Source organism: Salipiger sp. D13 (assembly GCF_003703915.1).
GTDB lineage: Bacteria > Pseudomonadota > Alphaproteobacteria > Rhodobacterales > Rhodobacteraceae > Salipiger > Salipiger profundus.
Genome location: NZ_ML112599.1, coordinates 60969 through 87830 on the forward strand (window position 1 = coordinate 60969; position 26862 = coordinate 87830).

Sequence of the window (26862 nt, forward strand, 5' to 3'; positions counted from 1 at the left end):
GCGAAAACGCATGAAAATTCGGCGTCCGCGCCGGCGGATCGGTGGTATTCGCGATGAATTTGCGTCTGATGCAGGGCAAACTGCCGCGAATCCTAACGACAGGGAAAAGACATGATCGAGACCCCCTATCTGCTCTTCCTCGGAGACGCCCCGGACCCGCTCGCCGCCAAGGTGGCGCAGGGGATCAAGGACTGGCGCCCGGAGAACTGCGTGGGCCAGTTCCGCCTCGAAGGCTGCAAGGCCGACCTGAAGCTGCCCGACATGACGCTTGCCGAGGCCAAGGCCGCGGGTGCCAAGACGCTGGTGATCGGCGTCGCCAACCGTGGCGGCGTGATCTCGCAGAAGTGGAAGAAGGTGCTTGTCGAGGCACTGGAAGAAGGCTTCGATCTCGCGTCCGGCCTGCACAACCTGCTGCGCGACGAGGAGGACCTTGCCGCCGTCGCGAAATCCTGCGGGCAGACGCTGCACGACGTGCGCATCCCGGAGGTCAAATATCCCATCGCCAACGGCGAGAAGCGCAGCGGCAAGCGGCTGCTCGCGGTGGGCACCGACTGCTCGGTCGGCAAGATGTATACCGCGCTCGCGCTCGATGCGGCGATGCGCGAGAAGGGCATGAAGTCCTCGTTCCGGGCGACCGGCCAGACCGGCATTCTCATCACCGGCGACGGCGTGCCGCTCGACGCGGTCATCGCCGACTTCATGGCGGGCTCGATCGAGTACCTGACCCCGGACAACGACGAGGATCACTGGGACATCATCGAGGGGCAGGGCAGCCTGTTCCACGTCTCCTATTCCGGCGTGACCATGGCGCTGGTGCACGGCGGTCAGCCCGACGCGCTGGTGATCTGCCACGAGCCGACCCGCACCCACATGCGCGGCCTGCCGGGCTACAAGCTGCCGACGATCGAGGCGGTGCGTGACGTCGCGCTGCAGCTCGCGCAGGTGGCCAACCCCGACTGCAAGGTGATCGGCGTGTCGATCAACACCCAGCACATGGGCGACGACGAGGCGCTGGCCTATTGCAAGGAGGTCGAGGAGCGGCTCGGCCTGCCGACGGTCGATCCCTACCGCCACGGGGCCGAGCGCCTGGCCGAGGCGGTTGCCGCGCTCTGAGCCGCTTGGCACAGTCGACATGACGACAGACCGGCGGCGGCGCGTGCTGCGCCGCCGCCCCGATTCCACACGACGAGACACGAAAGGGCAGGGGCTGTGAGCATCGAGGTCACGCAAGACACCTTCCGGCTGGCGCAGGTCTTCACGATCTCGCGGGGCAGCCGCACCGAGGCGCGGGTGCTGACCGTGAAGATCACCCGCGACGGCGTGACCGGCTGGGGCGAATGCGTGCCCTACGCGCGCTACGACGAGACGCTCGAGAGCGTCACCGCCGAGATCGCCGGCCTGCCCGAGGACGTGACCCGCGAGACCCTTCAGGACCTGCTGCCGGCCGGGGCCGCCCGAAACGCGGTCGATTGCGCGCTTTGGGACTGGGAAGCCAAGACCACCGGCAAGCGGGTCTGGGAGATGATCGGCGCCCCCGAGCCGGGCCCCGAGATCACCGCCTACACGCTGTCGCTCGACACCCCCGAGATCATGCAGGCGCAGGCCGCCAAGAACGCCTGGCGCCCGCTGCTTAAGGTGAAGCTCGGCACGCCCGAGGACATGCCGCGGCTCGAGGCCGTGCGCGCCGGCGCGCCGGACAGCACCATCATCGTCGACGCGAACGAGGGCTGGACCGCCGAGGTCTACGCCGATCTCGCGCCGCACCTGGTGCGGCTCGGCGTGGCGATGGTCGAGCAGCCGCTGCCGGCGGGGGACGACGAGGCGCTCATCGGGATGGATCGGCCGGTGCCGGTCTGCGCCGACGAAAGCGCCCACGACCGTGCCTCGCTGCCGGGGCTCAAGGGCAAATACGACATCGTCAACATCAAGCTCGACAAGACCGGCGGTCTGACCGAGGCGCTGAAGCTGCGCGAGGCCGCCGAGGCCGAGGGCTACGGCATCTTCGTCGGCTGCATGGTCGGCTCGTCTCTGGCCATGGCGCCGGCGGTGCTGCTGGCACAGGGGGCGGCCTTCACCGATCTCGACGGCCCCTTGCTGCTGGCCGAGGACCGCGAAACGCCGCTCACCTTCGACGAGGCGGGCGTGCATCCGCCGGTTCGGGCCCTCTGGGGCTGAGGGGCGTCAGTCGATGGTGGTCCGGATGCAGGCCGCGTCGTCGGTCAGGGCGATGCCGTATCCGACGACCGCAGGCGGGAATTCGACCATCGTGCACAGATCGAAGCTTCTGTCCGACACGCGCCGATACGTGATCCCGGCGGCGAAGCCGGTGAGCTGGCCCGCGTTGCGGGCGCATTCGAGCGGCGACAGCGTTTCGGGAAGGCCCTCCTGATGCCCTTCGAAGCAGATCGCCACGTCGCCCGAGAGCGTGCGCAGGTCCGAGATGCGGGCCGCGTCGCGCTGCTCCATCCGGCCGCGCTCCGGGCCGCCGGTCAGCGGAAGGGCAAGCGCGGTGGCGAGGACCGCAAGGCCGATCAGCACCCATCCCGCCGGAACGGTGCCGTGGCGGCGTTGCCAGCGTCCTTGCCTGAAATAGCCGAGCACGACCGCCGCGATCAGCGCCACGGCGGCGGATTTCGCGAGGAACCGCGCGGTGATCTGGCCATCGAGGAAGGTGTAGATCAGCGACAGGGCGTCGCCGAGCAGGGTGATTACGGCGATCAGCATCGCCAGCGCCGACAGCCATCTGCGGATGGTTCCGGTCAGCCGCGACGGGTCGGCCCGCACGGCCCGCGCATCGGCCCGGTCGAGCAGCCAGAAGGTCGGGGTGAAGACCACGAGCGCGGCGATCGACCAGCGCAGCCCGCTGACCGCGTAGCGCACCGCGCGATCCGGGTCCGGCAGGCGGTGCTCGATCTGTCCGAACAGCAGCGCGAGCACGTTGCCGGCGACCATGCCGAACGTCACGAAGAGCAGCGCGTAGAACAGCGCGTCGCGCGCAGCGGTGGACTGCACCGGCTGCGGCACCGGCCCGGCGGGCGTGATCCGGTCCGACCAGCGCGCCAGCGCGGCCTCGGTTTCGGTCTCGCTCCAGCCCGCATCGCGCAGGGCAGCGCGGATCTCGTCGCGGGGCAGGCCCGCGGCCAGGGCGTCCTTGATGAAGCGCGAAAGCTCTCGGGGCTCGGCCATGAGATGCCGCCTTTGCTCGGTGTCCTGCGCCAGAATAGACCCGCCCCCGCACCGTCGCAATGCGGCGCCGTGGTTGACATGGCGCGCCGGGGGTTGTTCCTCGATCGCGACAGCCGACACCCGTTTCCCGGGGGCCGCAGCGGCCTCCGCCCGCATGACAAGGAGTAAGCCATGACCCGCACCGTCTATCTCAACGGAGACTTCCTGCCCGAGACCGAAGCCAAGGTCTCGATCTTCGACCGCGCCTTTCTCATGGCCGACGGCGTCTACGAGGTGACCTCGGTGCTGGGCGGCAAGCTCATCGACTTCGACGGCCACCTGAAGCGGCTCGAGCGCTCGCTGAACGAGCTCGACATGAAGAAGCCCGCGGCCTTCGACGATCTGCTCTCGATCCACCGCAAGCTCGTCGAGCTCAACGACATCGACGAGGGGCTGATCTACCTGCAGGTCACGCGCGGTGCGCCGGGCGACCGCGATTTCGTCTTCCCCGACCCCGAGACCACCGAGCCGACGCTGGTGCTGTTCACGCAGGCAAAGCCGGGCCTGTCGAACAATCCGACCGCGAAGACCGGCATCAAGGTGATCTCGATCGAGGACGTCCGCTGGGGCCGCCGCGACATCAAGACCGTGCAGCTGCTCTACCCGTCGATGGGCAAGATGATGGCCAAGAAGGCCGGCGCCGACGACGCCTGGATGGTCGAGGACGGCTTCGTGACCGAGGGCACGTCGAACAACGCCTATATCGTCAAGGACGGCAAGATCATCACCCGCAACCTCTCCACCGACATCCTGCACGGCATCACTCGTGCCGCGGTGCTGAAGTTCGCCCGCGAGGCGCAGATGACCGTGGAAGAGCGGCCCTTCACCGTCGAGGAGGCGAAGGAAGCCGACGAGGCGTTCTTCACCTCCGCCTCGGCCTTCGTGCTGCCGGTGGTCGAGATCGACGGCGCCAAGGTCGGCGACGGCACGCCCGGCTCGGTCGCGGGTCGTCTGCGCGAGATCTACCTCGAGGAAAGCCTGAAGGCCGCGGTCTGATCCGCAGCTCTGCGGGGCGGCGTCCGGCGCCGCCCTGTTCCCGGCGCTAGGACGCCGGGCCCCGCCCTGATGACAGGAACGCCGCCGCGTGACGGCCGGCCCACAGCCCCGTCGCAAGGCAGGCGGTCAGCAGGTAGCCGCCGGTGGGGGCCTCCCAGTCGATCATCTCGCCGGCGCAGAAGGTGCCGGGCCTGCCCTTCAGCATCAGCCCCGCGTCGAGCGCCGCGAAGGGTACGCCGCCGGCGGTCGAGATCGCCTCGTCCAGCGGGCGCAGGCCCCGGTGCGGCACCGGCAGCGCCTTCAGAAGATGCGCGAGCGCCGACGGGTCCGACGGCAGCGGGCGGGCGCATTCCATCAGCAGGGCACGGGTTGCCGGCGACAGCTTCAGCACCTTGCGCAGATGGTTCGACAGGCTCTGCTTGCCGCGCGGCCGTGCCAGCCGCTCTTCCAGCGCCTCGGCGGTCAGGTCGGGCGCAAGGTCGATCTCCAGGCCCGCGCCTTGCCGCAGGGCGGGCGAAAGGGGGTAGAGCCCGCCGCCCTCCAGCCCCCTTGCCGAGATCACCGCCTCGCCGCGCGAGACCAGTTCGCCGGCGCGGAAGGTCACGTTCTTCAGGGGCGCGCCGAAATGCGGCTGCATGTGGGCCGACCAGTCGACCAGCAGGCCGGCGTTGGCAGGCTCGAAGGGCGCGACAGAGACACCCGCGCGCTGGAATGTCTTCGCCCATTCGCCGTCGGACCCGAGACGCGCCCAGCTCGCCCCGCCGAGCGCCAGCACGCTCACCCGTGGGGCGAGCTGCATGGTCCCCTCGGGCGTGTCGAAGGTCAGGGCATCGCCGTCCCACCCGGTCCAGCGCCAGCGGGTGCGGCGCTCGAGCCCCATGTCGTCGAGCCGCGCCATCCATGCGCGCAGCAACGGCGAGGCTTTCATCGCGGTCGGAAACACCCGGCCGGTGGAGCCGGTGAACGTCGTCTGTCCCAGCCCTTCGGCCCAGGCCTGCACGGTTTCGGGGGTGAAGCCCTTGAGCATCGGCCGCAGCGCCGGCTCGGCGCCGCCGTAGGCCGCGAGGAAATCGCCGAAGGGCTGCGCGCGGGTCAGGTTCAGCCCTGACTTGCCGGCCATCAGGAACTTGCGCCCGACCGAGGGCTTGGCCTCGGCCAGCAGCACCCGGTGCCCGGCAGACAGAAGCGCGTCGGCCGCCATCAGCCCCGCCGGTCCGCCGCCGACGACCACCGCGTCGGGCGCGGCCGCTTCGTGATCCCGCGTCATGGCTGCCCCTTGATCCTGCGCGTTCCGGTGCCAGTCTCTACCTGCGCCGAGACCCACCGCACAAGAGGCCGCTCTTCCGTGTCCGATCCCGTCTGCCCGCTGTGCCTGCGACCGATCCCGCCGGACGCCAAGCAGAGCCTGCATCACCTCGTTCCCAAGCTGAAGGGTGGTAAGGGCGGGCCGGTCGTGCGGGTGCACCAGATCTGTCACAACGAGATCCACGCCACCTTCACCGAGGCCGAGCTTGCGCGCGACTACAACACCCCCGAAGCGCTGCGGGCGCATCCGCGCATGCAGCGGTTCCTGTCGTGGGTGGCGAAACGGCCGCCGACCTTCCATGCCCGCAGCAGCGGCGGGCGGCGCAAGAAGCGCTAGGCGGCCCGTGGGGTGGTCGGCTCGGGGGCCGAGAAGCGCCGCCGCAGAAGCTCGATCGCCGGGATCAGCAGGAAGGCGAGATGCGGCATCATGTGTTTCTCGAACTCGTAGAAGCCGTCGCCGAGAATGACGAAGAGCGGCGCCGCGCCGAAGGCGTAGATCGCGACGATCACCCCCGATGGGCTGGCCGAGACCAGAGCGACGATCAGCAGCACCGCCAGCATCACCGGCGCCAGCCGCGCCAGCAGCACGCTCTGCAATTTCCCGATCAGGCTGTTCTCGCCGCGCGGCCCGCCCAGCGCGATGTATTCCAGACGGTAGTCCGAGCCCATCGCGACCTCGAAGGTGGTGGCGAGGTATTCCGCGGGCGATGTCACCTCGCCGAGGCAGGCGGCGAACTCCGACAGTCCCAGCGACAGAAGGGTCTCGGCCTGCGTGGCGGCGGCGTCAGAGGTCTCGGCGGCGTCGAGGATCTCCTGTCCCGTCGGCCAGAAGGTGGTGCCCATCAGGCGCTGGGCGCCGGGCACGCAGGTCACCGGGCCGGGCAGGGCAAGCGCCTCGCGGTTCGCCGAGAAGTATGCGAGCCGCTGGCTGAACTGCGTCGCGGGCCAGTCCTCGACCTGCATGGTGGTCCAGCCGAGCCCGTTGAACAGCCGGTTGTAGGAATTGGGCACCGGGTGCGACTTGTGCAACGTTGCGGCGATGGCCGCACCGCAGAGCAGCAGGAACACGAGGCCCGTCCAGAGCGGTCGTCCGCGCGCGCGAATTCCGCGCCAGGCGTAGAAGGCGAGCACCGGGAAGAAGAAGATCGCCTGCGATTTCGAGGTCAGCAGCAGGACGCAGAGCGCCGAGAAGATCCAGATGTTGAAGCGCCGGGGATCGGCCGCGAACAGCAGCCACGGCAGGATCGCGATGGTGAAGGATTCCTCGAAGAAGCTGTAGAAGAAGCCGCAGAAGGTCGCATAGAACAGCGCGAAGAGCAGCAGGCAGGTTGCCCGCATCCGGCCGGCAAGCGCCGTGAGATGGGCGATGGCGCCGCTCCAGTAGATCGACGACAGCACCACGAACCACAGCGCGACGCTGAACCCGGTCGCGCCCACCAGCCGGTGCGCGCCGGCGAGCATCATGCCCAGCAGGCCCGCCGGGGATTCCGGCCGCAGGAACGCCTGCTCCGCGCCGAGCGGCACCACGCGGGGCGGCTGCGTCCACTCGCGGATGTCGATCCACATGCTGCCGTTGACGCGCCAGTAGTCGCCGTTGTTGATCACCGGCCCGAGCGATACCGTGAAGACGGCGATGAGCAGGACGGCGATCAGCGCGGAGAGGACAAGGCTCTGGCGTGCGGTCTGCATGGTCCCGGCTTCCGGTTCTGTGAGAGTGCAAGCGCGCCTCGACCGTCCCGGCGTGCGGCGCTGGACTACCCTAGAAGCGCCCCGCGCCATCCGGCAAGCGCGGGCCTGCGGGCGGCGCGTCCCCGGCGCGAATGTGGCCCGAAGGAAACAGCCCGTCCGCGCGACTCAGTCGCGTGGCGGGCGCGGCTCCAGCGTGGCAAGACGCTCGACCCACTCGAGGTGTTTCGGCAGGCAATGGGTCTTGAGGTCGTAATGGGCCCGCACGTGCTCGCGCGCGTTTCGGCCCAGCCGGGCGCGGGTCTCGGGATCGTCGAGCAGGGCGCAGAGCCGGTCAGTCAGCGCGTCGGTGTCGAAGAAGTCGACCATCCAGCCGGTCTCGTCCTCGGTCAGCGCCTCGCGCACGGGGGCGGTGTCGCTGGCGAGGATGGCGCACTCCGCGCTCATCGCTTCGAGCAGGGACCAGCTCAGGACGAAGGGGTAGGTCAGGTAGACGTGCACCCGGCTGACCTGCATCATCGACAGGAAGCGGTCGTAGGGCACGCGGCCGAGGAAATGCACCCGCTTCCAGTCGTCCTCGGAGATGCGGTCCTTCACCTCGTCGATGAAGATCTGCTTCCACGTCTTCCCGTCCGGCGCCTTGGCGCCGTAGCTGACCTCGTCGCCGCCGATCAGCGTGACCTGCGCGTCGGGCCGGCGCTTCAGGATCTCGGGCAGGGCGCGCATGAAGATGTGGTAGCCGCGGTACGGCTCGAGATTGCGGTTGATGAAGGTGATGACCTCGTCGTCGCGGGTGAGGATACGGCCGTCGGTGACCTCGAGCCGCGCGTCGGGATCGGGCTTCACGAGATCGGTGTCGATGCCGTCATGGGCGACGGTGAGCCGCTCCTGCCAGTGGTCCGGAAAGGTGCCCGCCTGGAAGCGCGTGGGCGAGATGCCGGCATCCATGATCTCTTCGTGCAGCCGGTTGTTGAGGTTCTTCATGCGGATGCGCAGCTCGCCGCCCTGCTTCGGGCTGCGGTCGAACTCGGGGTCGAAGCCGATGAAGGGCTCGGACGAGACGTGGTAGAGTTCGCAGTAGAGACCCATCCGGGCGTTCGGCCAGACATCCTTGAGGAACATGCTCTCGCCCCAGCCGTGGTGGGCGAGAATCACGTCCGGCTCGAAGCCCTGCTTCTTCAGCCGCATCGCGCCGTTGTAGCAGGCGGTGGCGCGCAGGATCTTGGTCTCGAAATCGGCAAGCCAGGGATGGATGCCCTTGGTGCTGGCGCCCTTGATCTCGTAGGGGACGACCGTCACGTCCTGCCAGCGGGCGGTCTTCTTGACCTTGGGGGTCAGCGCCACCACCTGGTGGCCTCGTGCCGCCAGCGCCGGGGCGAGATGCTTGTACTGGCCGGGGAAATTCTGGTGGATGCAAAGGATCTTCATGACAATCGCCTGATGTTGAAAGGCCGGGATCATTTCTTGCACGGGCGCGGCCACAGGCCAAGGGCGGGTATTCCGCCACCCGTCGGCCTTGCCGCAAATCGGTGCCACACCTGCGGAAATGTCGCCTTGCTCTGGACGCCCGTGCCTCGGGGGCCTATCACCCCGGCCCAAACACCCGTCCGTTCCGAGGGAAAGCCACATGTCGCGTTACGACCCCGCCACGATCGAGCCGAAATGGCAGCAGGCCTGGGATGAGGCCCTGACCTTCAAGGCCGTCCGCACCGAGGACAAGCCGAAGTACTACGTGCTCGAGATGTTCCCCTACCCGTCGGGGCGCATCCACATCGGCCACGTGCGCAACTACACGATGGGCGACGTGATCGCGCGCTACAAGAAGCAGAACGGCTTCAGCGTGCTGCACCCGATGGGCTTCGACGCCTTCGGGATGCCGGCCGAGAACGCCGCCATGGCGAGCGGTGGCCACCCCAGGGACTGGACCTACTCCAACATCGACACGATGGTCGCGCAGATGAAGCCGCTGGGCTTCGGGCTCGACTGGTCGCGGATGTTCGCCACCTGCGACCCGGAATACTATGGGCAGCAGCAGGCGTTGTTCCTCGATTTCCTCGAGGAGGGGCTCGTCTACCGCAAGAACGCCGTGGTGAACTGGGACCCGGTCGACATGACCGTGCTGGCCAACGAGCAGGTCGAGAACGGTCGCGGCTGGCGCTCGGGCGCACTGGTCGAGCGCAAGGAGCTCACCCAGTGGTTCTTCAAGATCTCGGATTTCTCGGGCGAGCTTCTCGATGCGCTCGACGGGCTCGATGACTGGCCGGCCAAGGTCAAGCTCATGCAGGCCAACTGGATCGGCCGGTCGCGCGGGCTGCAATTCGCCTTTTCCACCGTGGAGGCCCCCGAGGGCTTCGACCGGATCGAGGTCTACACCACCCGCCCCGACACGCTGCTGGGGGCAAGCTTCGTCGGCATCTCGCCCGACCACCCGCTGGCCCGCGCGCTCGAGAAGGACAACCCCGAGATCGCCGAGTTCGTCGCCGAGTGCCGCCGCATGGGCACTTCGGAAGAAGAGCTCGAGAAGGCCGAGAAGCGTGGCTTCGATACCGGCATCACCGTGCGCCACCCGTTCGACACCTCGGTCGAGCTGCCGGTCTACATCGCCAACTTCATCCTGATGGACTACGGCACCGGCGCGATCTTCGGATGCCCCGGCCACGATGCGCGCGACCACGAGTTCGCCACCAAATACGGCCTGCCGATCGTCGAGACCTTCGTCCCGCTCGAGGGCGAGATCGACATCCAGGACGCGCCCTTCGTGCCGGCCAAGTCGGAAAAGGTGCGCTACACCCGGCTTGTCGCCGGCGAGGAAGAGCAGACCGGCGACGAGGCGGTCGATGCCGCCATCGACTTCTGCGAGCAGAACGGCGTCGGCCACGGCGTGACCAAGTATCGCCTGCGCGACTGGGGCCTGTCGCGGCAGCGCTACTGGGGTTGCCCGATCCCGGTGGTGCATTGCGAAAGCTGCGGCGTGGTGCCCGAGAAGAAAGAGAACCTGCCGATCCAGCTGCCCTACGACGAGGCCGGCACGCCGATCGACTTCTCGGTGCCCGGCAACCCGCTCGACCGTCATCCGACGTGGCGCGACTGTGCCTGCCCGGCCTGCGGCAAGCCCGCCCGGCGCGAGACCGACACGATGGACACCTTCGTCGACAGCAGCTGGTATTTCGCGCGCTTCACCGCGCCGCGCGCCGACACGCCCACCGACATGACCGAGGCCGGCTACTGGATGAACGTCGACCAGTATATCGGCGGCATCGAGCACGCGATCCTGCACCTGCTCTACTCGCGCTTCTTCGCCCGGGCGATGCACCTCACCGGCCACCTGCCGGAGAAGTGCAAGGAGCCGTTCAACGCGCTCTTCACGCAGGGCATGGTGACCCACGCGATCTACCAGACCCGCAACGCCGACGGCCGCCCGGTCTACCACTACCCCGAGGACGTCGAGATGCGCGACGGCAAGGGGTTCCTCGCCGACGGCACCGAGGTCGAGATCATCCCCTCGGCCAAGATGTCGAAGTCGAAGAACAACGTCGTCGACCCTGTCGCCATCATCGGCACCTACGGCGCCGACACCGCGCGCTGGTTCGTGCTGTCGGACAGCCCGCCCGAGCGTGACGTGGAATGGACCGCCGCCGGCGCCGAGGCCGCGAACAAGCACCTTGCGCGGGTCTACCGCGCCTGTGCCGAGATCGCCGCGTCCGACACGCCCTCCACCAACGAGGACGAGCCGCTGCTGCGCGAGATGCACAAGGCCATCCACGACGTGACCATGGGCATCGAGAGCTTCGGCTTCAACGCCGCCATCGCCCGGCTCTATGCCTTCACCAACGCGCTGACCAAGTCGCGCGCGGGCAAGGACGCCAAGACCGAGGCGGCGAAGGTGCTGGCACAGCTCATGTCGCCGATGACGCCGCATCTCTCGGAAGAGATCTGGCAGCTTCTGGGCGGCGAGGGGCTCATCGCCGAGGCCGCCTGGCCCAAGGCCGACGAGTCGATGCTCGTCGAGGATACGGTGACGCTGCCGATCCAGGTCAACGGCAAGCGCCGGGGCGAGCTGACCGTGCCCAAGGACATGGCCAAGGAAGAGATTGAAAAACTCGTCCTGAGCCACGAAGCTGTGGAGCGGACCCTTCAGGGGGCCGCGCCGAAGAAGCTCATCGTCGTGCCGGGCCGGATCGTAAATGTGGTTGCCTGATCGCAGAACCTTCCTCGTCTCTCTCGCAGCCCTCGCGGGCTGCGGGTTCACGCCCGTCTACGGCCCGCAGGGTGGCGGTTCGAAGCTCCTGAACGCCGTTGCGCTCGAGGCTCCGGATGACCGCTACGACTATGACTTCAACAAGCGGTTCGAGGAACGGCTCGGGCGCGGCTCCGGCCCTTATGCGCTCAAGGTCGATTTCGAGCTGGGCACCACCGGGCTCGGCTCGCTGGCCGACGGCCAGACCACGCGCTACCGGCTCAGCGGACGTGCCTCCTATGCGCTGACCCCCGTGGGCAGCGAGGACGTGCTGATCGTCGGGCGCACCGACAGTTTCACCAGCTACTCGGCAACGGGCTCGACCGCGGCCACGCAGGCTGCCGAGCGCGACGCGCGGCGGCGGCTCATGGTCATCCTTGCCGACCGGGTGATCGACCGCCTGCTGATCGACGCGGACACGTTGCCGGAATGAAGCTGACGGGCCGCGATGCACAGGCCTTCTTCCGCAAGCCGGACCCGACGCGCGCCGGCGTGCTGCTGTTCGGCGAGGACGCGATGCGCGTCGCCCATCGCCGGCAGGAGGTCATCGGCGCGCTGGTCGGCCCCGAGGGCGAGGCCGAGATGCGGCTGACCCGGATCCCGGCCTCGGAGCTGCGGCGCGACCCGGCGATGCTGAATGACGCGATCAAGTCGCAGGGCTTCTTTCCCGGACCCCGCGTGGCCTTCGTCGAGGATGCGGGCGACGGGCTGACCGAGACAATCCGTCTTGCGCTCGAGGACTGGCGCGAGGGCGATGCGCAGGTGATCGTCACGGCCGGCCAGCTTGCCGCCAAGTCGAAGCTGCGCAAGCTCTTCGAGGGGCACCGCAACGCGCTGTCCATCGGTATCTACTCGGACCCGCCGGGCCGTGACGAGATCGAGGCCGCCCTCAGGAAGGCCGGGCTCGAGCAGGTCGACCGCGCCGCCTGGGACGCCCTCGAGGGGCTCGCGCGGCAACTCGAACCCGGTGACTTCCGGCAGGTGCTCGAGAAGGTGTCCCTCTACAAGCTCGACGACCCGGCGCCGCTCACCGCCGAGGAGGTCACCGCCTGCGCGCCGGCCTCCATCGAGGCCGAGCTCGACGACATCCTGCACGTGGTGGCCGAGGGCCGCTCGGCCGAGATCGGCCCGCTGGTGCAGCGACTCGAAGGGCAGGGGGTTGCGCCGGTGACTCTGCTGATCATGGCGATGCGCCATTTCCGGGTGCTCTACGCGCTCGCCTCGGCGCCGGGAGGTCCGCAAGCGGGCCTGCAGCGTCTGCGTCCGCCGCTCTTCGGCCCGCGCCGCGACCGGATGCTGCGTCAGGCGCAGGGGTGGTCGGCCGACGGTCTCGAGGCCGCGCTGGGCATGCTCATGGACACCGACCTGTCGCTGCGCTCTGCCGGTCAGCGCGCGCCCGCCATGGCACTCGTGGAGCGCGGCTTCGTGCGGCTCGCCTGGCTGAAGGGCCGCCGGTAGCGGCGTCGGGGCGTCGGGGCGGCAATCCGCCCCACGGTTGAGCGCTGCCCGCGCGGCTCCCGATTAGATGTCGTCGCTCCGCAGGCTTACTCCACCGGCGTCCCGAAGACCGTGATCGCCAGACCGAGAGCCGCCATGGCCGCGAATCCTGCCGAAAGCAGCAGGCGCCGCTCGCGCCACGCGCCCAGTGCCGCGATGGCTGACTGGATCGCGTAGTAGGCCGCGAAGGCCCGCGATGCGTGCGAGATGATCTCGAACACGTCGAGCCCCCACGTCAGCACCAGCCCGAAGCCTACGAGCAGCGCGTAGGACAGCCGCAGCGGCACGCGCTGCCCCGTGAGCTCCTCAACCAGCCCGCCGGCGCCGCCGGTATCGGCCACCGCGGCGCTGAACTGCGCAGCCAGCGCCGCGGCGGTCAGCATCAGCGGCAGGATCGGCGCCACGAGCGCCATCATCCCGATGATCGCGGTTTCGCTCAGGGCCCCGTCACCGGGCGGGAAGGCATAGGCCAGCAGCAGGACATAGACCATGTAGATCGCCGTCGAGATCCATTGCGCCAGCTTCATCGAGCGGATTCGCGTGGCCGGAGCGTATTCGTCGCCGAGATAGCGCGAGGTCTCGAAGCCCTGCACCGTGACGATGAGGCCGAACGCCAGCGCAAGCCCGGCCCGGCCGGTCTGCGCCGGGGCGGTCGCCTGCAGGCCTCCATCGGCGGCGGTGTCGGCGAAGTACCACGCCAGCCCGCCCAGCAGCCCGGCGATGATCGCGAGCTTCACGCCCACCGTCACCTGTTCGAGCCGCTCCAGCGCCGAGAACCCCTTGCTCCAGCCGATCACGAGAATCAGCAGCAGCGCGGCGCTGGTGAGCAGCCGGGCGTGCAGCGCGTCGTTCCACGGCGTCAGCCGCGTGCCGAAGGCGCCGAAGAGGTTGAGATAGTAGGCGACCGAGATGAAGTAGGCGAAGGCGAGCACCCAGGAGGCCAGCCCCTCGAGCAGCGCCTCGGTCCGGCTGCGGGGTCCGGGGCAGGCGCGTCGGGCGATGTTGTGGCGGATCGCCGCGCCGAAGCCGTAGGCCACGAGACACAGTGCCGCCATGACCGCCGGGGCCCAGCCGCCGTAGGAGGTGTTGAGGATCGGCCCCAGCACGAGGAACCCGCTGCCGATGATCGAGGCGAGCGGCGTCAGCGCGGCACGCCAGAGCGGCGCCCGCGCGAGCCTCGGCCAGGCCAGCAGCGCACCGGTCGCGAGGGTCAGCAGCAGGATCAGCGCGGTTTCCATGCGTCTGGTGTTAGGCGCATTTCCGATCCTTGGAAAGCGGCGCAGGGTGCGGCGCTTGCGCCCCGTGGCGCGGGCCCCTAGGGTCGCGGCGAACGGCAAGCAGGGGCAGGCACATGCTGCACGAATTCCGGGTGCGGGTGTATTACGAAGACACCGACATGGCGGGCATCGTCTACCACGCCAACTACCTGAAATTCATCGAACGCGCCCGCTCCGACTGGGTGCGCGGCATGGGCATCGACCAGAACGCGCTGCGCGACAACGAGGGCGTGGTCTTCGTCATCCGCCGGATCGAGGCCGACTTCCGCGCCTCCGCCCGGTTCGACGACGAACTGACCGTGACAACCCGCGTGCAGGCGGTGAGCGGCGTGCGCCTCACCCTCCACCAGGAGGTCCGGCGCGCCGGCGAGGTGGTGTTCTCTGCCGACGTGGTGCTCGTTTCGGTCACGCTCGACGGTCAGCCGGTGCGGCTGCCCGAACAGCTGCGCCGCCGCGTGCACTGAAGCCTGCGCCACGTAGGCGGAAGGTCGCCATAGCGGCGGCTGCGGGCGGCGATGACGCCAATGTGTTGGCGTTTTCACTGCAAATCCGCTAGAATCTTGGCTAACGAGAGCCTCGAGCACAGAGGCCCGAGAGGAAGAGCAGGCTAATGGATCCACAAACCCTTGCGCTCGCGCAGGAGATCGACTTCTCCATGTGGGGGCTGTTCGCACGCGCGACGCTGACCGTGAAACTGGTGATGCTGCTGCTGGTCCTGGCATCAATCTGGGGCTGGGGGATCATCTTCGAGAAGGTGGTGAGCTATCGCCGCGCCCGCCGCGAGGCCGCGCGCTTCGACCGGGCCTTCTGGTCGGGCGAGCCGCTCGACGAGCTCTTCGACCAGATGGGCCCCGAGCCGAAGGGCCGGGCGCAACGCATCTTCGCCGCCGGCATGACCGAGTGGCGCCGCTCGCACCGCGATGACGGTGGCCTCATCGCCGGTGCCCACGCCCGCATCGACCGCTCGATGGACGTGGCGATCCAGAAGGAAAGCGAAGACCTGCAGCGCGGCCTCCCGGTGCTGGCGACCGTAGGCTCGACCGCGCCCTTCGTCGGCCTCTTCGGCACGGTCTGGGGCATCATGCACGCTTTCATCGAGATCGCCTCGCAGCAGGACACCTCGCTGGTGGTCGTGGCGCCCGGCATCGCCGAGGCGCTGTTTGCCACGGCGCTGGGTCTGGTCGCGGCGATCCCGGCGGTGATCTTCTACAACAAGCTGTCCGCCGACGCCGACCGCATCATCTCGGGCTACGAGGCCTTCGCCGACGAATTCTCGACCATCCTCTCGCGCCAGCTGGATTCCTGAGCCATGGGCGGAGGTGTGATGAAATCGGGCGGAGGCGGCGGCAGCCGCAGACGCCGCCGCAGCGGGGGCCGGTCGCAGCCCATGGCCGACATCAACGTCACCCCGATGGTCGACGTGATGCTGGTGCTGCTCATCATCTTCATGGTCGCCGCGCCGCTGCTGACGGTGGGCGTGCCGGTGGAGCTGCCCAAGACCGCCGCGAGCGCGCTGCCCTCCGAGGCCGAGGAGCCGCTGGCCGTCACCATCACCGCCGACGGCACGGTGACGATCCAGACCACCGAGGTGCCGATGGACCAGCTGGTCAACCGGCTTCGCGCCATCGCCGTCGAACGGGCCGACGACCGCATCTTCCTGCGCGCCGACGGGGCCGTGCCCTACCAGATGGTGGCGCAGGTCATGGGCGCGCTCAATCGCGGCGGCTTCTCCTCGATCGGGCTTGTCACCGACAGCGGCGGCCCGGCGATGGACGACGGCGCGGACGGCGGCTGAGGGGGCCACGCGTTGCGCAGAAGCATCCTCATATCCGCCGGGGTGCACGCCCTGGTGATCCTGTGGCTGATGATCGGAAACGTCTTCCGACCGGACCCGCCGGAGTTCGAGGTGGCCGACGTGTCGGTCGTCTCCGAGGAGGAATTCGCCGCGATGACCCGCGCGGCGCAGGCTCCGGAGGTGACCGAGGAGGTCGAGGCGCCCGTCGCCGCGCCCGAGCCCGAGCCTGCCCCGGAACCGGCACCCGAGCCGGCCCCCGCGCCCGAACCACAACCTGCGCCCGAGCCGCAGCCGGCACCGGAGCCGCCCGCGGCGGAGCCGGCTCCCGAACCGCAGCCCGAACCTGAGCCAGCGCCCGAACCCGCGCCGACCCCGGCGCCGGAGCCTGAACCCGTGCCCGACCCGCTGCCCCCGGCGGCGGAAGAGGTGCCGCAGGTGCTTGCCCCGAACGAGGCGCCGCGCCCGCAGCCGCGCCCCGCGCCCCGCGTGGCACCCGACCCTGTCGCGCCCTCCGAGCCGGACGTGGCAGAGGCCGAGGAACGCCAGCAGGCCGCCAGCGACAGCGCCGAGAGCCCGGATGTCGTCGAGGAAGAGCAGGAGGCCACGGCCCCCGAGGAAACCACGACCGAGATCGTGACCGAGGCCGAAGAGCCCGCCTCGGCGCCGCCGGCCTCGGTGCGCCCGCGTCCGCGTCCGCGCGATCTTGCCGCCGCGCCCGAGCCCGAAGCCGCGCCCGAGCCGGAAACCCCGGCCCCGGCACCTGCCGAGGACCCCGAACCGGCTGCGACCGCCTCTTCCGAGAGCGATACCTCCGATGCCGTCGCAGACGCCATCGCCGAGGCGCTGGCCGGTGGCGGCGGCGGCAGCCCCGCCCCCTCGGATGCGCCCAGTGGTCCGCCGCTCACCCGTGGCGAACAGGAAGGGCTGCGGCTCGCGGTGCAGCGCTGCTGGCTGGTCGACGTCGGCAGCGAGGCCGCCAGCGTGACCGTCACCGTGTCGATGGACATGCAGCCCGACGGCAGCGTCGTGGCCTCGAGCCTGCGGATGACCGGCTCGCGGGGCGGCAGCGGGGCGGCGGTGGAGACCGCCTTCCAGGCGGCCCGCCGCGCCATCCTGCGCTGCCAGGGCTCCGAGGGTTACGACCTGCCGCAGGAGAAATACCAGCAGTGGAAACAGATCGAGATGACCTTCAATCCCGACGAGATGAGGCTGCGATGAGACCGGCAGTGGCGGAGACCCGCAGATTTTTCCCTATCAGAGGTTGTGCCCGTGACACGCAGGGGCTCTATCCTCACACCGTCGGGCGCGGCCGCGTGGGCCGGTTCGGAAAGGAGAGACGTTTCATGAGACATGTCGTGGCGATGTGCCTCGCGCTGATCGCGATGGTGCTGGCGGGGATGCCGACGGGCGCACGGGCGCAGGACGGCCCGCTGAGGATCGAGATCACCGAGGGCACGATCGAGCCCATGGCCTATGCCGTGCCGCAGTTCGTGGCCGAGACCCCGGGGGCGCAGCAATACGCCCAGCAGATCACCCGGGTCATCGCCGACGACCTCACCGGGACGGGGCTCTTCCGCGAGATCCCGCAGGAGGCGCACATCAGCCAGATCACCTCGTTCCAGAGCCCGGTGCAGTTCGCCGACTGGAAGGCGATCAACGCGCTGGTGCTGATCACCGGTGCCGTGTCCGAGGAGAATGGCCGCGTCAGCGTCAAGTTCCGCGTCTACGACGTGTTCGCCGGCACCGAGCTGGGGCAGGGCATGCAGTTCGCCGCGACCGAGGACGGATGGCGGCGGCTGTCGCACAAGGTCGCCGACCAGGTCTACTCGCGGCTGACCGGCGAGAGCGGCTATTTCGACAGCCGCGTCGTCTTCGTCTCGGAAAGCGGCCCCAAGGACCAGCGCGCCAAGCGGCTGGCGATCATGGATTACGACGGGGCGAACGTGCAGTACCTGACCGACTCGCGCTCGATCGTGCTGGCGCCGCGCTTCTCGCCCAACGGCGACCGGGTGCTCTACACCAGCTACGAGACCGGCGAGCCGCGGGTGCACGTGCTTAACGTGGGCTCGGTGCAAAGCCGCATCCTGCAGTCCGGCTCGGGCGTGATGAGCTTCGCGCCGCGCTTCTCGCCCGACGGCAGCAAGGTCGTCTACTCGGTCACCTCGGGGTCGAACACCGACATCTACCAGATGGACATCGCCAGCGGGTCGACGACGCAGCTGACCTTCACCCCGGCGATCGAGACCGCGCCGAGCTTTTCGCCCGACGGCAGCCGGATCGTCTTCGAGAGCGACCGGTCGGGCACGCAGCAGCTCTACGTGATGCCCGCCACCGGCGGCGAGGCGACCCGGATCAGCTTCGGACAGGGCCGCTACGGCACCCCGGTCTGGTCGCCGCGCGGTGACCTCATCGCCTTTACCAAGCAGAACCAGGGCCGCTTCCACATCGGCGTGATGCGCACCGACGGCAGCGAAGAGCGCCTGCTGACCGCCTCGCGGCTCGACGAGGGGCCGACCTGGGCGCCGAACGGCCGGGTCATCATGTTTTCGCGCGAGACGCAGGGCGCGCAGGGCACGTCGTCGCTCTACACCGTGGACGTGGCCGGTCGGAAGCTGACCCGGGTGCGCACGCCCGATGGCGCCTCGGACCCGTCCTGGGGCCCGTTGCAGTAATGCCCTGAATCCGGGCCCGGGGCCGAAAAATCTTCTCCGGAAGATTTTTCCCGCCAGCCCCCGGCCCGGCCCAAGATTTTTCGGACGAAAAATCTTCGTCCGTGCCTTACGTTCCAAAGCCAAACCGCCTGTGGTAATTTGCAGGCAACAAACGAGCAGGACAGTTCCATGACATATCTTTCCAAGGCCATGATCCTTGCCGCCGTCCTCGGCCTCTCGGCCTGTACCAGCGGCGACCGTTTCGGCAGCGGCAGCGATGCCGGCGCCTATGGCTCCGGCGCGGGTGCCGCGGGCGGCGTCGTTCCGGGCAGTGCCAACGATCCGCAATCGCCGGCCTACTTCAGCCAGACCATCGGCGACCGCGTGTTCTTCGCCGTCGACCAGTCGACGCTGAGCCCCGAGGCGCAGGCGACGCTCGATGCGCAGGCGCAATGGCTGATGACCAACAGCGACTACCTCGCCGTGATCGAGGGCCACGCGGACGAGCAGGGCACGCGCGAATACAACATCGCGCTCGGCGCCCGCCGGGCCAACGCGACGATGGAATACCTCGTGTCCAAGGGCGTGGCGTCGAACCGTCTGCGCTTCGTCAGCTACGGCAAGGAGCGCCCGGTCGAGGTCTGCTCGGAAGAGGCCTGCTACGCCAAGAACCGCCGCGCGGTGACGGTCATCTCGATGGGCGCCGGGGTCTGATCCCATGCGGTTCGTTGCCCTCGCACTCTGTCTCGGGCTCGCCGCCACCGGCGCGGAGGCCCAGGATTCCGAAACGCTCGCCGACATCCGGCAGGATCTGTCGATCCTGAAGGGGTCGCTGCTGGGGCTCAAGCAGGAGCTGAACACCACCGGCGCGAGCGATGTGCAGGTCAGCGGAAGCATGCTCGACCGGGTCAACGCCATCGAAAGCGAGCTGCAGCGCCTCACGGCGCGCAGCGAGGAATTGCAGCACCGGATCGACACCGTGGTCGAAGACGGCAGCAACCGGATCGGCGATCTCGAGTTCCGGCTCTGCGAGCTCGAGCCCGGTTGCGATATCGGCAGCCTCGGCGACACGCCGCTGCTGGGCGGGGCCGCCGGTGTCCCGGCCGCGCCGGCGCCGTCGCCGGCGCCCGCCACGGGCGGCGGGTCGGGCGATCTGCCGGCGGGTGGGGCAGAGCTTGCCATCGGCGAGAGGACCGACTTCCAGAACGCGCGTGACGCGCTCGACAGCGGCGATTACGAGACCGCCGCCAGCGGTTTCGAGGCCTTCCGCCAGAGCTACCCCGGCAGCCCGCTCGAACCCGCGGCGCTGCTGGCCGAGGGCCGCGCGCTGACCGCCATCGGCGACATCCGCGAAGCGGCGCGCCGCTTCCTCGACACCTACGCGAACTACCCCGAGGCCGAAGCCGCCCCCGAGGCGCTGTGGCGGCTCGGCGCCGCGCTCGGCGAGCTGGGCAGTCTCAACGAGGCCTGCGTCACCCTCGGCGAGGTGTCGACGCGCTACCCCGGCACCCCAGCCGTGTCCGAGGCGCAGGCGGAAAGCGAGCGTCTCGGCTGCCAGTGACGCCCGGCGCGCAGAGTCTCGACCAGCGGTTTGCCGGGGCGATGGGCGACCTGCTCGGCCCGGACTTCCCGTCCGACATCGCGCTCGCCGTCTCGGGCGGCGGCGACAGCATGGCCATGCTCACGCTCGCGCACAACTGGGCGCATGTCTGGGGCACGCGGCTCTGGGTCGTCACCATCGATCACGGGCTGCGCCCCGAGGCCGCGCAGGAAGCCGCGCTGGTGCGCGAGACCTGCGCGGAGCTCGGTCATCCACATGCCACGCTGCGCTGGCACCGGGATGGCACCGGCAACGTCATGGCCGAGGCGCGCGCCGCCCGACTCGCGCTGATCGACCGCTGGCGCGGCGGCCTTCGCCACGTGCTGATGGCGCACACCCGCGACGACGTGGCCGAAACCTTCCTCATGCGCCTGCGCCGGGGATCGGGCGTCGACGGGCTGGCGGCGATGGCGCCACGCCGGGTCGTCGCGCAGCAGGTCGACGTTCCGGGCGAGATCACCGGCGACGCGCCTCCAACCGCGCCACGGGACGGCGGCTACGAGGTGCTGCGCCCGTGCCTGTCGATGCGCCGCGCCGAGTTGCGCCATTACCTGTCCGTGCTCAAGGGCCGCTGGGTCGACGATCCCTCGAACGACGATGACCGCTTCGAGCGGGTGCGGATGCGGCGGCTGCTGGCGGATCTCGACGCGCAGGGGCTGGGCGCGGACTGCCTTGCCGACACCGCGCAGCGCATGGCGCGCAGCCGCGAGGCGCTGGCGCGCCGGGCCGCCGACATCTGGGAGCGGATCGGCGTCGAGCCGCAGGTGAACGGCGTGCCGACCGGCGAAATCGTGATCGACCGTGACGGCCTTGCCCCGGTCGAGCGTGAGACCCAGCTGCGGCTGCTCGCGGCGGCGCTCCAGTATGTCGCCTCGGCGGACTACCGCCCGCGCGCCGACGCGCTGGAGGCGGCGCTCGACCGGCTGCTCTCGGGTGGTAGCACAACCCTGCACGGCTGCGAGTTGCGCTGCGAGCGCGCCCGGATCCGGGTGTTTCGCGAATACAGCGCGGTGGCCGGGCATCTTGTCCAGATGGGGCCCCGCGCTGTCTGGGACGGTCGCTGGCGGCTGGAAAACGCCGCGCTGGAAGGACTTTGCATCCGCGCGCTCGGCGAGGACGGCTGGCGCCAGGTTGCCGTGAAGCCGGACGTGGCGCCGCCCTTCGTCTCGGCCCGCAGCCTGCCCTCGGTGTGGGACGGGGAAGAGCTGATCGCCTGCCCCGCGATGGGGGTCGGACCGGCCTGTTTCGTCGCGCTGCGACCGGCGAACGGGGCCGCTCCGGATTTCCGGAACTTCCTTCTTTCGCATTGAACCGCAGCGTCCGATCCTTATGTTAGGCACATCGCGCTCCGACCGGGGCGCGCGACGCATGTTTGGAGGCATTCCTTGGGCAACGCACGCAATATCGCCTTTTGGGTGGTCCTGTTCCTACTGATTTTGGCCCTGTTCAATCTGTTCTCGGGCGGGGGCAGCACCCTGCAGAGCCGCGAGATCAGCTATTCCGATTTCGTTTCCTCCGTTGAGAACAACAACGTGAGCACGGTGACGATCGACGGTGAACAGATCCGCTACCGGAGCAGCGACGGCACCGATTATGTCACGGTGAAACCCCAGGATGCGCAGGTGACCGACCTGCTGATCGACAACGGCGTGACCGTGCGGGCCGAGCAGCAGGAACAGTCGGGCTTCCAGGCCTTCCTGCTCAGCCTCCTGCCGTTCCTGCTGCTGATCGGCGTCTGGATCTACTTCATGAACCGGATGCAGGGCGGCGGCAAAGGCGGGGCCATGGGCTTCGGCAAGTCCAAGGCGAAGTTGCTGACGGAAAAGCATGGCCGGGTGACCTTCGACGACGTCGCGGGCATCGACGAGGCCAAGGAAGAGCTCGAAGAGATCGTGGAATTCCTGCGCAACCCGCAGAAGTTCTCGCGCCTCGGCGGCAAGATCCCCAAGGGCGCGCTGCTGGTGGGCCCTCCGGGCACCGGTAAGACGCTGCTCGCGCGCGCCATCGCGGGTGAGGCCGGCGTGCCGTTCTTCACCATCTCCGGCTCCGATTTCGTCGAGATGTTCGTGGGCGTCGGCGCCAGCCGCGTGCGCGACATGTTCGAGCAGGCCAAGAAGAACGCCCCCTGCATCGTCTTCATCGACGAGATCGACGCGGTGGGCCGCAACCGTGGCTCCGGCTACGGCGGTGGCAACGACGAGCGCGAGCAGACACTGAACCAGCTGCTGGTCGAGATGGACGGCTTCGAGGCCAACGAGGGTGTCATCATCGTCGCCGCGACCAACCGTCGTGACGTGCTTGACCCCGCGTTGCTGCGTCCGGGCCGCTTCGACCGCCAGGTCACCGTTCCGAACCCCGACATCAAGGGCCGTGAGAAGATCCTCGGCGTGCACGCCCGCAAGACCCCGCTGGGCCCCGACGTCGACCTGCGGATCATCGCGCGCGGCACCCCGGGCTTCTCGGGCGCCGACCTTGCGAACCTCGTGAACGAGGCTGCCCTCATGGCCGCCCGTGTCGGCCGTCGCTTCGTGACGATGGAGGACTTCGAGAACGCCAAGGACAAGGTGATGATGGGCGCCGAGCGCCGCTCGATGGTGCTGACGCCGGAGCAGAAGGAAAAGACCGCCTACCACGAGGCCGGCCACGCGGTCGTGGGTCTTGCCCTTCCGCAGTGCGACCCGGTCTACAAGGCGACGATCATCCCGCGCGGTGGCGCGCTTGGCATGGTGGTCTCGCTGCCCGAGATCGACCGCCTGAACTGGCACAAGTCCGAGTGCGAGGAAAAGATGGCCATGACCATGGCCGGCAAGGCCGCCGAGATCATCAAGTACGGCGAGCCCAACGTCTCGAACGGTCCGGCGGGCGACATCCAGCAGGCCAGCGCGCTGGCCCGTGCGATGGTGCTGCGCTGGGGCATGTCGGACAAGGTCGGCAACATCGACTACTCCGAGGCCCACGAGGGCTACCAGGGCAACACCGCGGGCCTGTCGGTCTCGGCGCATACCAAGGAGCTGATCGAGGACGAGGTGAAGCGCTTCACGCAGGAAGCCTATGACCGCGCCTTCCAGATCCTTACCGAGCGCAAGGACGACTGGGAGCGTCTGGCCAAGGGTCTGCTCGAATACGAGACCCTCACCGGCGAAGAGATCAAGCGGGTGATGAGGGGCGATCCTCCGCACTCCGGCAACGACGCAGACGCGGACTCGGGCGGCGACACGCCCAGCGTGACCTCGATTCCGAAGACCAAGCCCAAGGCCAAGCCCACGGGCGAGGGCGGGCTGGAACCCGAACCCTCTGCATGAGCCAAAAGGCACACGCCGATTGGGACCCCGGACTCTATCACAGATTCCGGGGTCTTCGTTTGCGCCCCGCCATGGACCTGCTGCGTGGCATCGGTCCGCTGCCGGCGGGCGATGTGGTCGACCTTGGCTGCGGCAGCGGTGCCGCCGGGCCGGCGCTGCGGCAACTCGGGCGCCCGCTGCATGGCATCGACCTGAGCGACGCCATGCTCGAGAAGGCCCGCGCCGGCGGTTGCTATGACCGGCTCGACCGCGCGGACATCTCGACATGGGCGCCACAGACGCCGTCCGCGCTGATCTTCTCCAACGCCGCGCTGCATTGGGTGGGTGGGCATGGCAGCCTGATCCCACGGCTGGCCGGTCATCTCGCGCCCGGCGGAACGCTGGCGGTGCAGGTGCCGCACCAGAACAACGCGCCCTCGCACCGGCTCTGGCTGACGCTGGCCGAAGAGCTGTTCCCGGGCCGCGTCGATCCGGAAACGCTCCCGCAAGCCATGCTCCCGGCCGAGTATCACCGGATGCTGCGCGGCTTGGGGCATGTCTCGCTGTGGGAGACGGAATACTACCAGGAGCTCGATCCCGAGGGCAGCGGGCATCCCGTTCGCCATTTCACCGAGGCGACCTTTGCCCGGCCGGTGCTTGCCGCGCTCGACGAGACCGAGCAGGCCCGGCTGGTGCGGGCCTATGAGTCCGTCATCGGCAGCGCCTACCCGGCTTCTGAAAGCGGACGGGTGCTGTTCCCGTTCCGCCGTCTGTTCTTCATCCTCACCGTCGGGGCCGGCTCCGCGAATTAATCGTGAATACGTCGCGTCGTGGTTGAGGCGCCCCCGGTTTTCGTCAGGCTCGACCCCGTTGCAAGGAGATGCCCCAATGCCCGCGCTGAAGCCCACCGATTTCTCTGCCACGGTCACCTGGCTGGGCCGCGTTCCCGCCGAGGGCGATGGCCTGCGCTCGGTCGAGACCAAGATGCTCGAACTGGGCTTCGAGGGACCGTCGGGCGAACGCCATGCCGGGCTGACGCGCGCCTCGTGCAGCCGGGTGCTGTCGCAGCATCCGCGCGGCACCGAGATCCGTAACTGCCGACAGCTCGCGATCATGTCCGCCGAGGAAATGGCGGACATCGCCGAACGTGTGGGGCTGAAACTGCTCGAACCGGAATGGCTCGGCATCTCGGTGGTGGTCGAGGGGCTGCCGGATTTCACCCATATTCCGCCGTCGTCTCGGCTACAGGGCCCGGACGGGGTTACGCTGATCGTGGACATGGAAAACCGCCCCTGCGTGCTGCCGGGGCGCGAGATCGAGGCAGACCGTGAAGGCTTCGGCAAGCGCTTCAAGCCTGCCGCGAAAGGGCGGCGCGGGGTGACGGCAAGCGTCGAGCGCCCGGGGCGGCTCGCGCTCGGGGATTGCCTGCGGCTGCACGTCCCCGACCAGCGCCTCTGGGCCCATGTCGAGGCGCTGTAGCGTAGGGGTGAAACTCGCCCGGTGAACGCCACGCCACCGACCCGCGCCACATTTCCGGGTGTCCTATGGGGCGCGCTTGCGGCATGGTCGTCCGGGACTGCCGGAAGACCTTAGGAGACGCGACGTGGCCGTGAAACCCGACATCGAGATTGCCCGCGAGGCCGACAAACGCCCGATCCAGGAGATCGGCGCCACGCTCGGCATTCCGCCCGAGCACCTGCTGCCCTACGGCCACGACAAGGCGAAGGTCGCGCAGGACTTCATCTCGGGGCTGTCGGGCCGGCCGGACGGCAAGCTCATCCTCGTGACGGCAATCAACCCGACGCCCGCCGGCGAGGGCAAGACCACGACGACCGTGGGTCTGGGCGACGGGCTGTCGCGGATCGGCAAGAAGGCGGCGGTCTGCATCCGCGAGGCCTCGCTCGGGCCGAACTTCGGGATGAAGGGCGGCGCGGCTGGAGGCGGGCGCGCGCAGATCGTGCCGATGGAGGACATGAACCTCCACTTCACCGGGGATTTCCACGCGATCACCAGCGCCCACAACCTGCTGGCGGCGATGATCGACAACCACATCTACTGGGGCAACGAGCAGGAGATCGACCTGCGGCGCGTGGTGTGGCGCCGCGTGGTCGACATGAACGACCGGGCGCTGCGCCACACGGTCACCTCGCTCGGCGGCGTCGCGAACGGCTTCCCGCGCGAAAGCGGTTTCGACATCACCGTGGCCTCCGAGGTCATGGCGATCCTCTGCCTTGCCGACGACCTGTCCGATCTGCAGCGGCGGCTGGGCGACATGATCGTGGCCTACCGTCGCGACCGCTCGCCGGTGCTGGCGCGCGACATCGGCGCCGACGGGGCGATGACGGTGCTGCTGAAGGACGCGATGCAGCCCAACCTCGTGCAGACGCTCGAGCATACGCCGGCCTTCGTGCACGGCGGGCCCTTCGCCAACATCGCGCATGGCTGCAACTCGGTGATCGCGACGCGGACCGCGCTGAAGCTCTCCGATTACGTGGTGACCGAGGCGGGCTTCGGGGCCGACCTCGGCGCCGAGAAGTTCTTCGACATCAAGTGCCGCAAGGCCGGGCTGCATCCCGACTGCGTGGTGCTGGTGGCGACGGTGCGGGCGCTCAAGATGAACGGCGGGCTGCAGAAGGACGAGCTTGCCGACGAGAACGTCACCGCAGTCACGGAGGGCTGTGCCAACCTCGGGCGGCATATCCAGAACCTCAAGGGCTTCGGCGTGCCGGTGGTGGTGGCCATCAACCATTTCATCGGCGACACCGACGCCGAGATCGCTGCCGTGCACGACTACGTGGCGGGGCAGGGGGCCGAGGCTTATCTCTGCAAGCACTGGGCCGAGGGCGGCGCCGGCATCGAGGCGCTGGCCACGCGCGTCACCGAGATTGCCGATGCGGGCATGGCACAGTTCGCGCCGCTCTACGCCGACGACACGCCGCTCTGGCAGAAGATCGAATGCATCGCCGAGCGCATCTACCACGCCCACGAGGTGACCGCCGACACCCGGGTGCGCGACCAGCTCGCCCAGTGGGAGGCGCAGGGCTACGGCAACCTGCCGGTCTGCATGGCCAAGACGCAGTATTCCTTCTCGACCGATCCGGGACTGCGTGGTGCGCCCGAGGGCCATGTGGTGCCGGTGCGCGAGGTGCGGCTTTCGGCGGGGGCGGGTTTCGTGGTCGCCATCTGCGGCGAGATCATGACCATGCCGGGCCTGCCGCGACGCCCGGCCGCCGAGAACATCCGGCTGGGGGCCGACGGCGAGATCGAGGGCCTGTTCTGATCGGCGCCCGCCGGGCGCGCATCGGAACAGCG

Annotated in this window: 24 protein-coding genes; 19 read left to right on the top strand and 5 right to left on the bottom strand. The window is 69.0% G+C overall.

Translation table 11 applies throughout. The features are described 5' to 3' along the window. Positions 1 to 111 precede the first annotated feature (111 nt). The gene (dgcN, locus tag D6860_RS14025; RefSeq protein WP_076622730.1) at positions 112 to 1113 is read left to right on the top strand and encodes an N-acetyltransferase DgcN; all 1002 of its coding nucleotides are present in this window, start codon (positions 112 to 114) and stop codon (positions 1111 to 1113) included. Between the two features lie 96 nt (positions 1114 to 1209). Continuing rightward, positions 1210 to 2175, top strand: coding sequence for an N-acetyl-D-Glu racemase DgcA (dgcA, locus tag D6860_RS14030; RefSeq protein WP_076622729.1), 966 nt, complete (start codon positions 1210 to 1212; stop codon positions 2173 to 2175). 6 nt (positions 2176 to 2181) lie between these two features. Here the strand turns inward: dgcA and D6860_RS14035 are convergent, their stop codons facing one another. After that, entirely contained in the window at positions 2182 to 3186 is a 1005-nt protein-coding gene (locus D6860_RS14035) for a DUF5671 domain-containing protein (RefSeq protein WP_076622728.1), read from the bottom strand. A gap of 171 nt (positions 3187 to 3357) precedes the next feature. Between D6860_RS14035 and D6860_RS14040 the strand changes: the two genes are divergently transcribed. After that, complete coding sequence (locus D6860_RS14040) at positions 3358 to 4221, top strand: D-amino-acid transaminase (RefSeq protein WP_076622727.1); 864 nt, start codon at positions 3358 to 3360, stop codon at positions 4219 to 4221. A 46-nt stretch (positions 4222 to 4267) separates the two neighbouring features. Here D6860_RS14040 and D6860_RS14045 read toward each other — a convergent pair whose 3' ends face one another. Continuing rightward, on the bottom strand, positions 4268 to 5488 hold the full coding sequence (locus tag D6860_RS14045; protein WP_076622726.1) for a TIGR03862 family flavoprotein: 1221 nt from the start codon (positions 5486 to 5488) through the stop codon (positions 4268 to 4270). Positions 5489 to 5566: 78 nt separating this feature from the next. Between D6860_RS14045 and D6860_RS14050 the strand changes: the two genes are divergently transcribed. After that, positions 5567 to 5863 carry an HNH endonuclease gene (locus D6860_RS14050; RefSeq protein ID WP_076622725.1) on the top strand — a complete coding sequence of 99 codons (297 nt, stop codon included), beginning with the start codon at positions 5567 to 5569 and terminating at the stop codon, positions 5861 to 5863. Here the strand turns inward: D6860_RS14050 and D6860_RS14055 are convergent. Both D6860_RS14055 and D6860_RS14060 read right to left on the bottom strand, forming a co-directional pair. Continuing rightward, positions 5860 to 7215, bottom strand: a complete 1356-nt coding sequence (locus tag D6860_RS14055) for a hypothetical protein (protein ID WP_076622724.1) — start codon at positions 7213 to 7215, stop codon at positions 5860 to 5862. The genes D6860_RS14050 and D6860_RS14055 overlap by 4 nt on opposite strands. A 165-nt stretch (positions 7216 to 7380) precedes the next feature. Continuing rightward, entirely contained in the window at positions 7381 to 8640 is a 1260-nt protein-coding gene (locus D6860_RS14060) for a glycosyltransferase family 4 protein (protein ID WP_076625276.1), read from the bottom strand. Positions 8641 to 8839: 199 nt separating this feature from the next. Between D6860_RS14060 and leuS the strand changes: the two genes are divergently transcribed. From leuS to holA, 3 genes are read left to right on the top strand one after another with little or no spacing between them, the layout of a single operon-like run. Beyond that, the gene (gene leuS, locus D6860_RS14065; RefSeq protein WP_076622723.1) at positions 8840 to 11410 is read left to right on the top strand and encodes a leucine--tRNA ligase; all 2571 of its coding nucleotides are present in this window, start codon (positions 8840 to 8842) and stop codon (positions 11408 to 11410) included. After that, positions 11397 to 11882, top strand: a complete 486-nt coding sequence (gene lptE / locus D6860_RS14070) for an LPS assembly lipoprotein LptE (protein ID WP_076622722.1) — start codon at positions 11397 to 11399, stop codon at positions 11880 to 11882. Before leuS ends, lptE begins: the two co-directional genes overlap by 14 nt. Continuing rightward, positions 11879 to 12907, top strand: a complete 1029-nt coding sequence (gene holA / locus D6860_RS14075) for a DNA polymerase III subunit delta (protein ID WP_076622721.1) — start codon at positions 11879 to 11881, stop codon at positions 12905 to 12907. Before lptE ends, holA begins: the two co-directional genes overlap by 4 nt. 86 nt (positions 12908 to 12993) lie before the next feature. On the opposite strand, the gene D6860_RS14080 is transcribed toward holA, so the two are convergent. After that, a complete protein-coding gene (locus tag D6860_RS14080; protein WP_076622720.1) occupies positions 12994 to 14184 on the bottom strand; it encodes an APC family permease in 1191 nt (396 codons plus the stop codon). Between the two features lie 113 nt (positions 14185 to 14297). Here D6860_RS14080 and ybgC point away from each other — a divergent pair, with 113 nt between their 5' ends. From ybgC to D6860_RS14140, 12 genes are all read left to right on the top strand, one after another. Further along, complete coding sequence (gene ybgC, locus D6860_RS14085; protein WP_076622719.1) at positions 14298 to 14687, top strand: tol-pal system-associated acyl-CoA thioesterase; 390 nt, start codon at positions 14298 to 14300, stop codon at positions 14685 to 14687. A 146-nt stretch (positions 14688 to 14833) separates the two neighbouring features. Beyond that, entirely contained in the window at positions 14834 to 15529 is a 696-nt protein-coding gene (gene tolQ / locus D6860_RS14090; RefSeq protein WP_076622718.1) for a protein TolQ, read from the top strand. A 3-nt stretch (positions 15530 to 15532) separates the two neighbouring features. Then, positions 15533 to 16018, top strand: coding sequence for a protein TolR (gene tolR / locus D6860_RS14095; RefSeq protein ID WP_076622717.1), 486 nt, complete (start codon positions 15533 to 15535; stop codon positions 16016 to 16018). 12 nt (positions 16019 to 16030) lie between these two features. Continuing rightward, entirely contained in the window at positions 16031 to 17236 is a 1206-nt protein-coding gene (locus D6860_RS14100) for a cell envelope biogenesis protein TolA (RefSeq protein WP_076622716.1), read from the top strand. A gap of 125 nt (positions 17237 to 17361) precedes the next feature. After that, positions 17362 to 18690, top strand: coding sequence for a Tol-Pal system beta propeller repeat protein TolB (gene tolB / locus D6860_RS14105; protein WP_076622715.1), 1329 nt, complete (start codon positions 17362 to 17364; stop codon positions 18688 to 18690). 168 nt (positions 18691 to 18858) lie between these two features. Beyond that, complete coding sequence (gene pal / locus D6860_RS14110) at positions 18859 to 19383, top strand: peptidoglycan-associated lipoprotein Pal (protein WP_017469254.1); 525 nt, start codon at positions 18859 to 18861, stop codon at positions 19381 to 19383. A 4-nt stretch (positions 19384 to 19387) separates the two neighbouring features. Then, complete coding sequence (gene ybgF, locus D6860_RS14115) at positions 19388 to 20230, top strand: tol-pal system protein YbgF (RefSeq protein WP_076622714.1); 843 nt, start codon at positions 19388 to 19390, stop codon at positions 20228 to 20230. Next, entirely contained in the window at positions 20227 to 21579 is a 1353-nt protein-coding gene (tilS, locus tag D6860_RS14120; protein WP_083697759.1) for a tRNA lysidine(34) synthetase TilS, read from the top strand. The genes ybgF and tilS overlap by 4 nt, the downstream gene beginning before the upstream one ends. 75 nt (positions 21580 to 21654) lie before the next feature. Beyond that, on the top strand, positions 21655 to 23571 hold the full coding sequence (ftsH, locus tag D6860_RS14125; RefSeq protein WP_076622713.1) for an ATP-dependent zinc metalloprotease FtsH: 1917 nt from the start codon (positions 21655 to 21657) through the stop codon (positions 23569 to 23571). Between the two features lie 71 nt (positions 23572 to 23642). Continuing rightward, the gene (locus tag D6860_RS14130; protein WP_229743331.1) at positions 23643 to 24362 is read left to right on the top strand and encodes a methyltransferase domain-containing protein; all 720 of its coding nucleotides are present in this window, start codon (positions 23643 to 23645) and stop codon (positions 24360 to 24362) included. Positions 24363 to 24438: 76 nt separating this feature from the next. After that, positions 24439 to 25029: an MOSC domain-containing protein gene (locus D6860_RS14135; RefSeq protein ID WP_076622711.1), complete on the top strand. Its 591-nt coding sequence runs from the start codon at positions 24439 to 24441 to the stop codon at positions 25027 to 25029. Positions 25030 to 25153: 124 nt separating this feature from the next. Beyond that, positions 25154 to 26830, top strand: coding sequence for a formate--tetrahydrofolate ligase (locus D6860_RS14140; protein ID WP_076622710.1), 1677 nt, complete (start codon positions 25154 to 25156; stop codon positions 26828 to 26830). The last annotated feature ends 32 nt before the right edge of the window (positions 26831 to 26862 follow it).